Here is a 13,908-nt window from a genome sequence, read left to right as displayed (position 1 = left end):
GTTGGGCCCCCCCCCCGTTTTGTTGGGGGCCCCCCTGGTTTTGGTGGTGCCGGCCATCCCGGGTGACCCGGTGGGCGGGTTACCGGGGGGGGGGGGGGGGGGGGGGCGCCGGGGGGCCCCCCCCGCACCGGCGTGTCCGGTCCCGTGCCCGCGGGCCGACCGTGCGGCTTCCGGCGACGGCGGCCAGCTCCACGCCTGTCATGCTGTCTGACAGGTTCACGGGTCGATGATGCGCGCCCGGCGAGGCTGCGTCAAGGTCCGCTTCACCGGCAGCTCCGCGAGCGAAATGCCCGGCGTCCTTCGTGGTCGCGCGCCCGGCGGTGCCGTCCCGTGTCGCGCGTGCGCGGGCCCTCGGGGGACGACGCGTGCACAAGTGATCGGATTTGATCGGATGGCCCGCGCAGGGCAGGCTCGGTGCCGCACAGTGGCGGATCCGCCACGGTCCGGCACGGAGGGAGCCGCATGTCCGGGACCGAGTCCAGCAAACCGACCGCACACGTCGTCGTCGGGTACACCCCGCAGGACGGTTTCGTCGCCGTCCAACTCAGTCCGCCCCCGGCGGAGTACGTGTGGCACGACCGGCAGGCCGAGCACCACCTGGAGCGGTTCGGGCCGGGTAACGGCTACCAGCAGTGGATCGCCGTCGACGTCGCGGCCGGCGCCGTGTGGTTCGGGGACAGCGACTGGCGGACTCAGGGCGAGGATGCCGCCGGCTGGCTCCCCGGGCACCGCCGGGCCACGGTCGGCGAGGGCGCGCTGCCCTCCCCGGCGGTGTTCGCTCTGCCGCTCACGCACCGCACGGTCGACGACCGGGGCGCCGACACCTGGCGCTTCTTCACCGCCGGGGAGCTCCACGCGCTGGTCCGACGGGTGTTGCCCCTGGTCCAGCGCGTGATCGGCTCGCTGCACCGGGTCGGTCCGGACGAGGAACTGGAGTGGTCCGCCGAGGCCGCCACGGCCTGGACGGACCTCGAACAGGCCTGCCGGTTCACGCTCGATGACACGGGAACGGTGATCTGGGCCGAACCCCGGATGAGCCCGGTTCCGGCATGGCGGGTCGAGGTGGCGGACTTCCTCGCGCGGAACCCGGAGCTGTGCGATCCGGCCTGGGCGACGGCTACCGACGCCGAGCTGGACGGATGCGCCGCCTACCGGCCCGACTCCGGTTACGGCGGCGTGCCGGGGCGGATCTGTGCTCCGGCGGGTGTCCGGATCGAGGAGGGCTACGTCTTCTACGGTCACCGTGCGGCCCTGTACGCCCATCGCGCGGCCGCGTGCGGCGACCGGACTCCGGTCGAGGCCGGGCTCTGGCTGCGGACCAGCGACGCCGGACGGTGCAGCTGGGAGGGCGCGAAGGTCGTGGGGGCGAGTCTCGCCGACGCCCCTGACTGCGTGTTGGACCACCTCGCCGAGACGTTCCGCGGTGCCGCGGCCGACGACGGCGTGGTCCTCACCGGCCTGGCGGAGTACCTGCGGCACGAGCGGGCCGTGGAGAGGACGGCCGTCGACGACACGCTCTCCGCCACCGGGGAGGAGCTGAAGCGCCTGGAGGAGCTGCTCAAGGAGGTCCGCCTCGTCCGGAACGCCGTCCTGACCCGCGTCCTCAGCTGGAGCGACGGGCGGGACGACGAGGTGATCGCCCGTCTCGCGGCGATGCCCGCCGGCGCCGTGGCCGAGTGGCGTGAGCGGCTCACCGCCGATCGGAGCACCCTGTCGCAGGGCTGAGCGGCCGCCCGGAGGCCGGCCCGCCCGCGGGCCGGCGACTGCCGGTGTCGCGCCCGTCGCGGCCTCGCCCCGGCTCATGAGAGGGCGTCCAGGGCCTCGGCGGCGAGCATCCCCTCCAGGGCCAGGAGGGCGCGCGGGGCGTGCCGGGTGTCGATGCGGACGGTGTAGATGAAGCGCGTCAGCTCCGGGCCGGCGAGGCGGCGCGCCACGACCTGGGTGCTGTCCGGAGGGACGGCCAGCCGCGGCATGACGGCGACGCACAGACCGGAGGCCACGAAGCCGAGCACGGTGTTGAAGTCGTCGCCGTCGTATTCGAGGCGGGCCTGGAAACCCGGTGTCCTGGCCATCTGGGCGAGCAGCTCCAGGCGCAGCGCTGCCTCCGGAGCCGCGATCCAGGTCTCGGACGCGAGGTCGGCGAGGTCGATGACGTCCCGGTGGGCGAGGGGATGGTCGGCCGGGACGACCGCCACGACCGGATCACGCGCGACCAGCGTCCGGCGCAGCGTCCGGGGCGGTGGCATCGGGATGAAGTCGTAGTCGTAACTGAGGGCCAGGTCCATGTCTCCGCGCTTGAGCCGGCCGTAGCCGGCCTCGGGCTCCACCTGGGAGAGGCTGACCCGGACGTCGGGATACGCCGCGTGGAGCTCCGCCAGCGCCCGGGGGACGATGCCGGCGGCGGAGGAGGCGAACGCCCCGAGCCTGATCCGCCCGGCCGTTCCCGCGCGCATCGCGTCGAGTTCCAGGGACGCCGCGGCCAGCGCGCTCCGCACGCGCTGTTCGGCGTCGAGGAGGACGGTGCCGGCCGGGGTGGCGCGCACGGGGCGGCGCTCGATCAGGATGAGGCCGGCCCGGCGTTCGAGTTCGGCGATCTGCTGCGAGACGGCGGGCGCGCTGTATCCCAACTCGCGTGCGGCGGCGTTGAAGGAGCCGTGGCGGATGACGGCTTCGAGGGTGGCGAGCAGCCGGGGGTCGAGTCTCTGCACGGAGTTAAGGCTCACTTATCTGTCGCGAAGATGTCTTTTCTTGTGCTTAAGCATGAACGGCAGCAGGATTCTTGCTCGCGGCCCGGATGCACAAGCCTCCGCCCCCGGGCCGGCGCCCCACCCCACCCCCGCCCCCGCACTCGCCGGGCGCGTCCGCGTGCCCTGCGGGCCGTGCACCCCCTCCTGCGCCGCCCGCCCGCGCCGCCACCGCCGGGCGGGCCGCAGGAGACGGCTGTCGGCCGTCGACCCCCGCTCCCGAAAGGACGTGGTATGCCCAAGCCACTCATCGGCCTCACCACCTACCTCGCCCAGGCCCAGTGGGCGGAGTGGGAGTTGCCCGCGGCACTGCTGCCCGCGGCGTACGTCAGCTGCGTCCAGGCGGCGGGCGGCCGGGTGGTCCTGCTGCCACCGGACGCGCCGGAGGCCGCGCCCGACGTCGTGGCCCGACTGGACGCGATCGTCCTGACCAGCGGCGAGGACCTGGATCCCGAGCTGTACGGAGCGCAGCCGCATCCGTGCACGGGGCCTCCGGTCCGTGAACGCGACCGCTGGGAGCGGGCCGTGCTGGCCGAGGCTCTGGCGCGTGACATGCCGGTGCTCGGAGTGTGCCGCGGGATGCAGCTGATGAACGTGCACGCGGGCGGCACCCTGATCCAGCACCTCCCCGAGACGGTGGGCCACCACGGGCACAACCTGCACGGCGGCCACTTCGCCCCCCACGCCGTCACCACGGTGGCCGGGACGCGGATCGGCGCGCTCCTTCCGGGGACCCGCCAGGTCGCCACGCACCACCACCAGGCGGTGGACTCCCTCGGGGCCGGCCTGGTCGTGGGCGCGCGGACGGCGGACGGCACCGTCGAGGCGATCGAGAGCACCCGGCACCGCTTCGCGGTCGGCGTCCAGTGGCATCCCGAGATGGCCTTCGACTCGGCGGTGGTGCACGCGCTGGTGGCCGCGGCCCGGTCGGCTCCGGCCGCCGCCCCCGGCGGTGCCGGCGAGCGGAAGGTGCGGGTCCGGCCGGGTTCACCCCAGGTCACCGGCACGGCTCCGGTGTCTTGACACCGTGGTGTTCCAAGCCCCAGGATCAGCCCGTGAACCTGTCAGACAGCCAGACAGGTGGTGCGGTCCCCCCGCGGCGCGTCAGCGCCATGGAAGCGGTGTTCGGCCACCTGCGCAGCGCCATCGAGCGCGGTCAGTACGCCGTGGGGGACAAGCTCCCCTCGGAAGCGGAGCTGTGCCGGACGCTGGAGGTCAGCCGACCCGTGCTGCGGGAGGCCCTCCGTGCCCTGCAGGCCATGGGCCTGACCGTCTCGAAGACCGGCAAGGGCACCTTCGTCGTGGCGAACACGGTCGAGGACCCCACCTTCGGCGACTACGCGGCCAGCGACCTCCTGGAGGTGCGCCGGCACGTCGAGATCCCGGTCGCCGGCTACGCGGCGCTGCGCCGGAGCCCCGAGGACCTGGACCACCTGGCCCACCTGCTCGACCGGATGGAACGGGAGACCGACACCACCGCGTGGGTCGCCCTGGACACCGTGTTCCACCTGGCGGTGGCCGAGGCCTCCGGCAACCCGGTGTTCCGCAGGGTGATCGAGGAGATCCGTGACGCACTGGCGCGTCAGTCGACCTTCCTCAACGAACTCGGCGGTCGGCGCGAGCAGTCCAACTGCGAGCACCGCGCGATCGTCGAGGCCCTGATCGACGGTTCCGAGTCCGACGCCGTCGAGGCGATGTCCCACCACCTCCACCGCGTGGAGGCCACCCTCACCGACATCGTGCGCCCCCAGCGCGCGGACACCTCAAGAGAAGGCAGAGCCGAGGCGTGAGCGAGCAGTTCCTCAAAGACGAGAAGCGCCCCACGACCCGTCACGTCGACGCCGGAGACACCGGCTACAGCAAGTCCCTGAAGGCCCGGCACGTCAACATGATCGCCATCGGCGGTGCGATCGGCACCGGGCTGTTCCTCGGCGCCGGCGGACGGCTCGCCGACGCCGGCCCCTCCCTGTTCGTCGCGTACGCCATCTGCGGCGTCTTCGCGTTCCTGGTGGTGCGGGCGCTCGGCGAGCTCGTCCTGTACCGCCCCTCCTCCGGTGCCTTCGTCTCGTACGCCCGGGAGTTCCTGGGGGAGAAGGGCGCCTACACCGCCGGCTGGATGTACTTCCTCAACTGGGCGACCACCGGCATCGCCGACATCACCGCCGTCGCCACGTACACCCACTACTGGCACCTGTTCTCCGACGTCCCGCAGTGGGTGATCGCGCTCATAGCCCTGGCCGTGGTGCTCACCGTGAACCTCATCTCGGTGCGGATCTTCGGCGAACTGGAGTTCTGGTTCGCCATCGTCAAGGTCGGCGCCCTGGTCGTCTTCATGGGCATCGGGATCTTCCTGCTCGTGACCCAGCACCCGGTCGACGGCGCCGTGCCCGGCCCGTCCCTGATCACCGACAACGGCGGGATCTTCCCCAACGGGCTGCTGCCGATGCTGCTGATCATCCAGGGCGTCGTCTTCGCCTACGCCTCCGTCGAACTGGTCGGCGTGACGGCAGGGGAGACCGAGAACCCCGAGAAGATCATGCCGAAGGCGATCAACTCGATCATGTGGCGGGTGGGCCTGTTCTACGTCGGCTCGGTCGTGCTGCTGTCGATGCTGATGCCGTGGAACCGGTACACCTCCGGCCAGAGCCCGTTCGTGACGGTGCTCTCCCACATCGGTGTCCCGGCGGCGGGCAGCGTGATGAACCTGGTCGTCCTCACCGCGGCGATGTCCTCGCTCAACTCCGGCCTCTACTCGACCGGCCGCATCCTGCGCTCCATGGCCGTCAACGGCTCGGCTCCGCGCTTCACCGCACGGATGAGCCGCACCCAGGTGCCCTACGGCGGCATCCTGCTCACCAGCGGCATGTGCGTCCTCGGCGTCGGCCTCAACTTCGTCGTCCCCGCAGACGCGTTCGAGATCGTGCTCAACCTCGCGGCCATCGGCATCATCGCCACCTGGGGCATGATCATGCTCTGCCACCTCCTGTTCTGGCGGAAGACCACGTCCGGCGAACTGACCAGGCCCGAGTACCGGCTGCCCGGCTCGCCCTGGACCGAACTCGTGACGCTGGCCTTCCTCGTCACCGTCCTGGTCCTCATGTACGCCGACGGCGGCGCCGGACGCACCACCGTGCTGTGCGTACCGCTCATCGCCGCCGTCCTCGTCGCCGGCTGGTACGCGGTCCGCGGGCGCATCGCGCGCGTCGCGGCCGGAACCGACGACTGAACCCGGGTGGCCCGGGGGATCCGCGGGCCCACCGCGCCTCCGCCCGGGCCACCGCCGTCAGGCACCCAGGTCAGCAGCCCCAAGCCATCACGATCGAGGCAACCATGCTCACCAGCCTTCTCGCGGACGCGCCCGCGATCCGCGAGCCCCGCCACGTCCCCCTCGCCCACGTCACCCGAGGCGGTGTGGTCGAGAGCACCCACCACGGCTCCGTCGTCATCCTCGGCGGCGACGGCGAGGTCCGGTTCCAGCTCGGCGACGCGGAGGCCGCGTGCTTCCCGCGATCGGCCCTCAAGCCCGTCCAGGCCGTCGCCATGGTCCGGGCGGGACTGCCGCTCGACGGTGAACTGCTCGCCGTCGCGATGGGCAGCCATTCCGGCGAGGAACGCCACCTCGCGGCCGCCCGGCGGATCCTGACGCTCGCCGGTCTCACCGAGGACGACCTTCGCAACGTCCCCGACCTGCCGTACGACCCGGCCGTGCGCGACACCTGGATCCGGGAGGACCGCCCGCCCTCCCGCATCGCCCAGAACTGCTCCGGCAAGCACGCCGCGATGCTCCACCTGTGCCGGCTCAACGGCTGGCCTCTGCAGGACTACGACGCCCCCGGGCACCCGCTCCAACGGATGATCGCGGACACCGTGGAGGACCTCACCGGCCAGCGCATCGCGCACGCCACCCTGGACGGCTGCGGCACCCCCCTGTTCGCCGTCTCCCTGCACGGACTGGCCCGCGCCGCCGCGCGCATCGCCACCGGCGCACCCGGGACCCCCGAGTTCCGGGTGGCGGCCGCGTTGCGCGAACACCCCGAGATGGCCTCCGGTGCGGGGCGGGACGTGGCCCGGCTGATGCGCGCGGTACCGGGGCTGCTCGCCAAGGACGGTTTCGAGGGCGTCCAGATCGCCGCGCTGCCGGACGGCCGCGCCGTCGCCCTGAAGATCGCCGACGGGGCGAACCGGGCGCGCGTCCCGGTGGCGGCGGCCGCCCTGGCGCTGGCGGGCGTCGACCCGCGGCTGCTCACCGCATTCGCGGGGGAGCCGGCGACCGGCGGCGGCCGGCCCGTCGGCGGCGTGCGGCCGGTGACCGCGCTGGACCCGTCCGCCCTGCTCGCGCGCCCGTGACCCGACCCACCACTGCCAGAAGAGGACCCGCCCAGCCATGACCGCCGCCACCCGTAGCGAACACGACCTGCTCGGGGACCGGGACGTCCCCGCCGACGCCTACTGGGGCGTCCACACCCTGCGCGCCACCGAGAACTTCCCCATCACGGGCACGCCCATCTCCGCCTACCCGCACCTGATCGACGCGCTGGCCGCCGTGAAGGAGGCCGCCGCCCTCGCCAACGAGGAACTCGGCCTGCTGGAACCCACGAAGGCCGCCGCGATCGCCACCGCCTGCCGCGAGATCCGCGGCGGCAAGCTGCACGACCAGTTCGTCGTGGACGTCATCCAGGGCGGCGCCGGCACCTCGACCAACATGAACGCCAACGAGGTCCTCGCCAACCGGGCGCTGGAGCTCCTGGGACACGCCAGGGGCGAGTACCGCCACCTGCACCCCAACGAGCACGTCAACCTCGGCCAGTCCACCAACGACGTCTACCCGACCGCCGTCCGGATCGCGACGGTCTTCGCCGTGCGGGGCCTGCTCGACGCGATGGCCGTCCTCCAGGACGCCTTCGCCCACAAGGCCGTCGAGTTCCGCGACGTCCTGAAGATGGGCCGCACCCAGCTGCAGGACGCCGTGCCGATGACGCTCGGCCAGGAGTTCTCCGCCTTCGCCGTCATGCTCGACGAGGACCGCAGCCGGCTCGCGGAAGCCGTCCGGTTGATCCACGAGATCAACCTCGGCGCCACCGCGATCGGCACCGGCCTCAACGCTCCCACCGGGTACGCCGAAGCCGCGCGGCGCCACCTCGCCGGCATCACCGGGCTGCCCCTGGTCACCGCGGCCAACCTGGTCGAGGCCACCCAGGACTGCGGCGCGTTCGTCCAGATGTCCGGGGTGCTCAAGCGCATCGCCGTCAAGCTGTCCAAGACGTGCAACGACCTGCGGCTGCTGTCCTCCGGGCCGCGCGCCGGCCTCGGCGAGATCAACCTGCCGCCGGTGCAGGCCGGTTCGAGCATCATGCCGGGCAAGGTCAACCCGGTGATCCCGGAAGTGGTCAACCAGGTCGCCTTCGAGGTGATCGGCAACGACGTCGCGATCACCATGGCCGCCGAGGCGGGGCAGCTGCAGCTCAACGCCTTCGAGCCGATCATCCTGCACTCGCTGTCGGAGTCGATCACCCATCTGCGCGCCGCATGCCTCACCCTCGCCGAGCGGTGCGTCTCCGGCATCACCGCCAACACCGAGGTGCTGCGCGCGACCGTCGAGAACTCCATCGGGCTGGTGACCGCCCTGAACCCGTACATCGGGTACACGGCCGCCACCGACATCGCCAAGGAGGCCCTCGCCAGCGGCCGGGGTGTGGCCGAACTCGTGCTGGAGCGCGGCCTGCTCCCGGCGGAGCGGCTCGCGGCCCTGCTGCGGCCCGAGGTGATCGCCGGCAGCGGCGTGGCCGTGGTCTGAGACCGTCGCCGGCGACGCGGCCGGCCGCCGTCCGACGGTCCGGCTCGGGTCGGAGTGTGGTCGCCGGGGCACCCGCGCTTGCGCGCGGGTGTCCTGGTGGTGGTGTGGGCGTCGTGTGGCTGGTGGGGTGGGTCAGTGTTGGAGGGTGAGGAGGGCGGGGCGCCAGGGGAGTCGGTCGTAGGGGCCGGTGGCGTTGGGGGCTTTGCCCTGGTAGAGGAGTTGGAGGTGGCAGGGGTCGATGGTCATGGTCTGGTCGGGGTTGGTGCGGACGAGGTCGCCGTGGCTGATGTCGTTGGTCCAGGTGGCGCCGCTGTTGGCTTTGCCGGCGAAGGGGTTGTTCTCGGTGGCGGCTTGGGGGGTCCAGGTGCCGTTGAGGCTGGTGGTGGTGAAGGAGCGGAAGTAGCGGTGTTCGTCGGTGCCGCGGGCTTCGACGATCATGAGGTACTGGTTCCGGTCCTTGACCTTGTAGACCTGGGGTGCTTCGAAGAGGTTCTTGACGGTGTCGGTCATGACGGTGGTGTAGGAGGAGCCGAAGTTGCCGGGGAAGTTGTCGATGGGCATGCTCGCCCGGTAGATGCTGCCGTTGTCGCCGGCGAAGAAGAGGTACATGTTCTGGTCGTCGGCGATGAGGGTCTGGTCGATCGGGGCGGCGCCGGGGATGGTGCCGGTGAACAGTGGTTGGGGGGCGGACCAGCCGTTGGGGTTGGTGGGGTCGTCGGAGGTGCGGTAGATGAAGGGCCACTGGCCCCACTGGTAGGCGAGGACCCAGGTCTTCTTGGGGGCGAAGTAGAAGAGGGTGGGGGCGACGGCGTTCTGGTTCATCGCGGTCTGGGGGGCGGTGGCCATGTCCGGCCAGTCGGTGAACGGGGCGAACGCCATGGAGCCGTAGGAGGATCCCGAGACGTTCGACGCGTAGACGAGGTGTTTGCCGTTGTAGACGACGTCGGTGAAGTCCTTCAGCGCGCCCCAGCCGTTCGCCGGCTGCGCGAGCGCGCCCGTGGACGACCACCGGTACGTCGACGGCAGTGCGCACGAGCCGCCCGTCGGCGCCGGCGTCGACGAACCGGACGGCTTGAGGCTCCAGTGCTGGTTGGCCGCGCCCCAGGAGTCCCAGATCTGGACGGCGGTGCCGTTGGCGGTCTGGTTGCCGGGGGTCTCCAGGGCCCGGCCGCTCGCGGCGTTGGTGAGCGTGTACGAGCCGTCGCTGTTCCGGGTGGCCTTCCAGCGCTGGTTGGCGCCGCCGGTGGAGTCCCAGACCTGCATCCGCGTCCCGTTGCCGGTCCGGCCGCCGGGTTCGTCCAGGACCCGTCCGCTGGCGATGTTGGTCAGGGTGTAGGAGCCGTCGTCGTTCCTGGTGGCGCGCCACTGCTGGTTGGTGGCGCCGCTGGCGTCCCAGACCTGGAGCGGGGTGCCGTTGCCGTTCCACCCCGCGGGCTCGTCGAGGACGCGACCGGAGGCTCCCGCCGCGGAGAGCGTGTAGACGGTGCCGGAGGTGATGCCGCCGTCCGTGGTGCCGCCGCCGGCGCTGCCCAGGGCGGTGAGCACCGCGTCGTAGGCGCTCTTCCGGTTGCCGTTGTCGTCGAAGAGCAACGGGTTCTCGCCGGTGCGCCAGGAGTCCCTGTCGCGGATGCCCCACACGGTCGTGCCCGTGCAGCGGGGGACGTCGAGGCAGGCCTGGACGGCGTCGCGGTACGCGGTGGCGGACGCCTGGGCGACGTCCAGTTCGGTGATCTGGACGTCGACGCCGAGCGCGGCGAAGTCGGACAGGGTGGTACGGAAGCTCGCAGGCGGGCCGCCCGCGCCGAAGTGGCTCTGGAAGCCGACGCAGTCGATGGGGACGCCGCGGGACCTGAAGTCCTTGACCATGGCGTAGACGCCCTGGGTCTTGGCGTCCGACCGGTTCTCGATGTTGTAGTCGTTGTAGCAGAGCTTGGCCGCGGGGTCGGCGTTCCTGGCGGTGCGGAAGGCCTCCTCGATGAAGCCGTTGCCGAGCACGTTCTGGAACACCGAGGGGCGGTGCTGGCCGCTCCCGCCGTCGGCGAACGCCTCGTTCACCACGTCCCAGGCGTAGATCCTGCCCTTGTAGTGGGCCATCTCCTGGGTGATGTGGTTGTTCATCACACCGCGCAGGGTGTTGGCGTCGGTGATGGAGGAGACCCAGTCGGGCAGCTGGGAGTGCCAGACCAGGGTGTGGCCGCGCATGCGCTGGCCGTGCCCGGAAGCATGGCCGACGATCGCGTCGGCGGGGGCGAAGTCGAACGATCCGCGCGAGGGCTCGACGGTGTCCCACTTCATCTCGTTCTCCGGGGTGACCATGGTGAATTCCCGGTCGAGAACGGTGGAGTACGTCGAGTCGCCGAGCCTCCCGGCGGCGACGGCCGTACCGAAGTAGCGGCCGCTAGCGGCCGCCGCCGGGCCCAGCGCGGTGGGCTTGCCGGCGTTCGGCGTCCGTGCGGCCTGGGCGATCAGCGGTACGGCGGTACCCGCGGCGGCGAGCACCACGGCGGCCGCGATCAGACGGCGGGTTGCCGGACGGCGGCGATGGGAGCGGTTCTGGTCTGGCAAGGGCTTGTCCTTCTGAGCGGGCGGGCCTTGGTGCGGCCCTGGTTACCCGTCAGTTGCCGCCCTGGGGGGAAAGGTTGCCGGGCCGGGGAGGACATTTCGTCGACCGGGAGAGTGGTGCGGCCCTCACGGAGTGACGCCACCCCGCCCGCCGACCCCGTGGGGCCGGCACACCGGGCGGGCCTCAGCGCGCCGGGCCGAACCCTCCCCAGACCGAGGCGGGGCCGCCGGCCGACTGGGCGTCGACCCGGTAGCCGTCGTTGGCGGCGCTGCGCACGCCGGTGGCGTGGTTGAACTGGCCGGCGAACTCGTGCTGCCCGACCGGAACCGTGCGGCCCGGCTTCAGCACCCAGCGGTAGAACAGCACGCCGCCGGACTCCTGGACGGTGACCGTGAAGTCCTCGCTCGGAAGCGTCCGCCAGTTCCCGGTGTCCCGGACCTCGCCGGTCTGGGCGATCCGTAGCTCGACGGTGAGCGAGGTGAGCGGCTGGGTGGTCCTGAGGACGAGGTCCTGCTGGGCCCAGTACACCGTGCTGTGGGAGTCGACCGATCCCTCCGACCACAGCGCACCGTTCACGGGGTGGCTGCTGGCCGAGGGGGTGGGGCGCGGACTGCCCGGGGTGGTGGCCGGGGCGGGTACGGGGGGCGGGGTGACGGTGCCCGGGGCTGCCGGGGTCGGCGAAGGGGTGACCGTCGGGGACGGGGTCGCGGTCGCAGTCGGGAGCGGGCCGGCCGGGGTGGTGGTGACGGTGTCCGGCTGCAGCGGTGTCCGGACGATGCCGGCGACGGCCAGGCCGCCGGTGGCCAGGACGCCGGCCGTGGCGAGGGCGGCGAGGGCGGCTCTGGGCCACGACCTCATGACCGCCGGCGCGCGGTGGCGGACGGAGGGGCCGGCCGCTCCGCGCTCGACGCGGGCCAGGATCCGTGCGCGGTCGGGCCGGTGGGCTTCGGCCGCTTCGCGCAGCTGCCGGGTGATGTGCTCGTTCACCGTACGTTCCTCCTTCCTGTCGCCAGTTCGCCGACCGCTCGTGCGCCGAGTGCGCGTTCCAGCTCGGCCATCGCCTTCGAGGTCTGGCTCTTCACCGTACCGACCGAGATGCCCAGCGCCGCGGCGGTGTCCTTCTCCGACAGGTCGAAGGCGTGGCGCATCACCACGCACGCCCGCTTGCGGAACGGCAGCCGGTCGAGCGCCGTCCGGACGTCCAGCACGGCGGCCACGTCCGGGCCGTCCGTTCGCTCGGGTGCGCGGGACCAGAACAGCAGCACCCGGCGCCGCTCGCGGATGGCGCTGCGGATCCGGGCCCGGGCCATGTTGGCGACCACCCCGCGCGCGTAGGCGAGGGGGTGGTCGGCCGCGCGGAGCCGGTCCCAGCGTCGCCACAGCGCGATCAGGGCGTCCGCGGCGAGGTCGTCGGCCGCGTCCGCCTCGCCGGTCAGGAGGTGGGCGAGACGGGCGAGTTCGGAGTAGTGGCGTTCGAAGAAGTCGTGGAACTCCGCGGACGCGTCATCGAGGAGCATTTCCCCCGGTCGCCCTCTCCCTGCAATGTGAACGTTAACAATGGGCGCGAGCGTAGCAGTGCCCGTCTCCGGCGCGGAGCGGGGGCTGCCCCGGAGGGGGAGCGGCGACGGCCGGCGGGCGAGCGGCGCGTTCAATGCCGGGCGAACTGGACTCGGGTCGGCTGGACGACGTCCGGCTTCACCGCGATCCCGTCGACGGTCAGCTGTTCCCCGTAGACGTCGGTGACCCTGACCGATCCGCCGCACCCGCCGCCGTCGGGGGAGCGGAAGTAGTTGTCGTCGGCGCGGGACAGCTGCCGCCAGCCGCCCGCGGCGCGGACCTCCAGCGTCGCCACCGGGTTGCGGTGGCCGATCACCTGGATCCCGCACCACCACTGGCTGGACCCGGTCTTGTACCGGATGGACATGGTGTCCGGCGCCGTGGCCGGGCTCAGTACCGTCCAGGTGACCGGCAGGCGGCCCACCGAGGGATCGGCCAGCTTGGCGAAGGCCTCGTGGCTGAGGTCGAGCTGCCCGGGCGCGCAGGGCAACGGGCACTCGTTGACGATCCGCACCGTGATGCTCGCCCCGTCGGCGGCGTGGACGCGTACGACGGCCCCGCACGCCCTGGACGACTCGTAGTCGGTGTGGTTCATCGCCGCGACCATGAGGTCACCGGACGGGCCGAACGAGCAGGCACCGTTGCCGTCCGCGGCGTCGTAGGAGGTCGCGACGCCCTGGTAGTCCGCGCCGGGCTTGATCCGCCCGGCCGGCGACGCCGTGGCGGGTGCGGGGCCGGAACCGCCGGCGGCGACCGACGGTGACGGGGTGGCCCTGGCGGACGCGGACGCGGAGGGGGTCGACGGTCGGGGTGTGGGACTGGCCGAGGGCGACGGCGTGCGGGTGGCGGCGGGCGCGGAGCCGGTGGCCGACGGCGGTGCCGTCGAGGGCGTGGGGTCGGCCGGGACGCCGGTGCCGGGAGGCATGCTGGGCTCGGTGGCCGCGGCGGACACGGCGGCCGGCTCCGTCGCACCGGCGTCGTTCCCGCCGCGCGGCAGGAGCGCGAAGGCCAGACAGACCAGTACGCCGACCGCCACCAGTGCCAACGGAATGCCCATCACCAGCCGGCGCGTGCGGTTCGCCTGCCGGGCGGCGTGCTTCGTTGCCCTCATTCCCGTCCATTCGGTAGATCGACTCGACGTTCCACCGCCCAGTGGGCGCCGGGAACGGGAAGGTTGCCGCGACGGCGCGGGTTTCTTCGCGGCGTTCTCCCGGGGCCGGTCCGGGGCGGGCGGTGCGGATCCCCGCCCG

The 13,908-nt window shown here is 72.5% G+C and carries 11 protein-coding genes; 6 read left to right on the top strand and 5 right to left on the bottom strand.

Annotated elements, in window-relative coordinates; translation table 11 throughout:
- Window positions 1–462: 462 nt before the first annotated feature.
- Entirely contained in the window at window positions 463–1,725 is a 1,263-nt protein-coding gene (locus ACFYUY_RS34175; RefSeq protein WP_387906461.1) for a hypothetical protein, read from the top strand.
- A gap of 74 nt (window positions 1,726–1,799) precedes the next feature.
- On the opposite strand, the gene ACFYUY_RS34170 is transcribed toward ACFYUY_RS34175, so the two are convergent.
- Window positions 1,800–2,708: a LysR substrate-binding domain-containing protein gene (locus tag ACFYUY_RS34170; protein WP_360212059.1), complete on the bottom strand. Its 909-nt coding sequence runs from the start codon at window positions 2,706–2,708 to the stop codon at window positions 1,800–1,802.
- Between the two features lie 270 nt (window positions 2,709–2,978).
- Here ACFYUY_RS34170 and ACFYUY_RS34165 point away from each other — a divergent pair, with 270 nt between their 5' ends.
- The 5 genes from ACFYUY_RS34165 (at window position 2,979) to aspA (ending at window position 8,538) form a co-directional block, all read left to right on the top strand.
- The gene (locus tag ACFYUY_RS34165; protein WP_387906458.1) at window positions 2,979–3,767 is read left to right on the top strand and encodes a gamma-glutamyl-gamma-aminobutyrate hydrolase family protein; all 789 of its coding nucleotides are present in this window, start codon (window positions 2,979–2,981) and stop codon (window positions 3,765–3,767) included.
- 89 nt (window positions 3,768–3,856) lie between these two features.
- Entirely contained in the window at window positions 3,857–4,534 is a 678-nt protein-coding gene (locus ACFYUY_RS34160) for a FadR/GntR family transcriptional regulator (protein ID WP_360212199.1), read from the top strand.
- Window positions 4,531–5,970 carry an amino acid permease gene (locus ACFYUY_RS34155; RefSeq protein WP_360212063.1) on the top strand — a complete coding sequence of 480 codons (1,440 nt, stop codon included), beginning with the start codon at window positions 4,531–4,533 and terminating at the stop codon, window positions 5,968–5,970. The genes ACFYUY_RS34160 and ACFYUY_RS34155 overlap by 4 nt, the downstream gene beginning before the upstream one ends.
- Before the next feature lie 104 nt (window positions 5,971–6,074).
- Window positions 6,075–7,091: an asparaginase gene (locus ACFYUY_RS34150; RefSeq protein ID WP_387906453.1), complete on the top strand. Its 1,017-nt coding sequence runs from the start codon at window positions 6,075–6,077 to the stop codon at window positions 7,089–7,091.
- Window positions 7,092–7,128: 37 nt separating this feature from the next.
- A complete protein-coding gene (gene aspA / locus ACFYUY_RS34145) occupies window positions 7,129–8,538 on the top strand; it encodes an aspartate ammonia-lyase (protein WP_387906451.1) in 1,410 nt (469 codons plus the stop codon).
- A gap of 132 nt (window positions 8,539–8,670) precedes the next feature.
- Here aspA and ACFYUY_RS34140 read toward each other — a convergent pair whose 3' ends face one another.
- The 4 genes from ACFYUY_RS34140 to ACFYUY_RS34125 form a co-directional block, all read right to left on the bottom strand.
- Complete coding sequence (locus ACFYUY_RS34140; RefSeq protein ID WP_387906449.1) at window positions 8,671–11,103, bottom strand: non-reducing end alpha-L-arabinofuranosidase family hydrolase; 2,433 nt, start codon at window positions 11,101–11,103, stop codon at window positions 8,671–8,673.
- A 181-nt stretch (window positions 11,104–11,284) separates the two neighbouring features.
- Window positions 11,285–12,088: a hypothetical protein gene (locus ACFYUY_RS34135; protein WP_360212069.1), complete on the bottom strand. Its 804-nt coding sequence runs from the start codon at window positions 12,086–12,088 to the stop codon at window positions 11,285–11,287.
- Window positions 12,085–12,618, bottom strand: coding sequence for a SigE family RNA polymerase sigma factor (locus tag ACFYUY_RS34130; protein ID WP_387906445.1), 534 nt, complete (start codon window positions 12,616–12,618; stop codon window positions 12,085–12,087). The genes ACFYUY_RS34135 and ACFYUY_RS34130 overlap by 4 nt, the downstream gene beginning before the upstream one ends.
- Before the next feature lie 131 nt (window positions 12,619–12,749).
- Window positions 12,750–13,769: an expansin EXLX1 family cellulose-binding protein gene (locus tag ACFYUY_RS34125; RefSeq protein WP_387906443.1), complete on the bottom strand. Its 1,020-nt coding sequence runs from the start codon at window positions 13,767–13,769 to the stop codon at window positions 12,750–12,752.
- Window positions 13,770–13,908 lie beyond the last annotated feature (139 nt).

The organism is Kitasatospora sp. NPDC004745, assembly GCF_042873275.1.
In the GTDB taxonomy this organism is placed as follows: Bacteria; Actinomycetota; Actinomycetes; order Streptomycetales; family Streptomycetaceae; genus Kitasatospora.
This window is presented reverse-complemented; position numbering and strand designations above follow the sequence as displayed.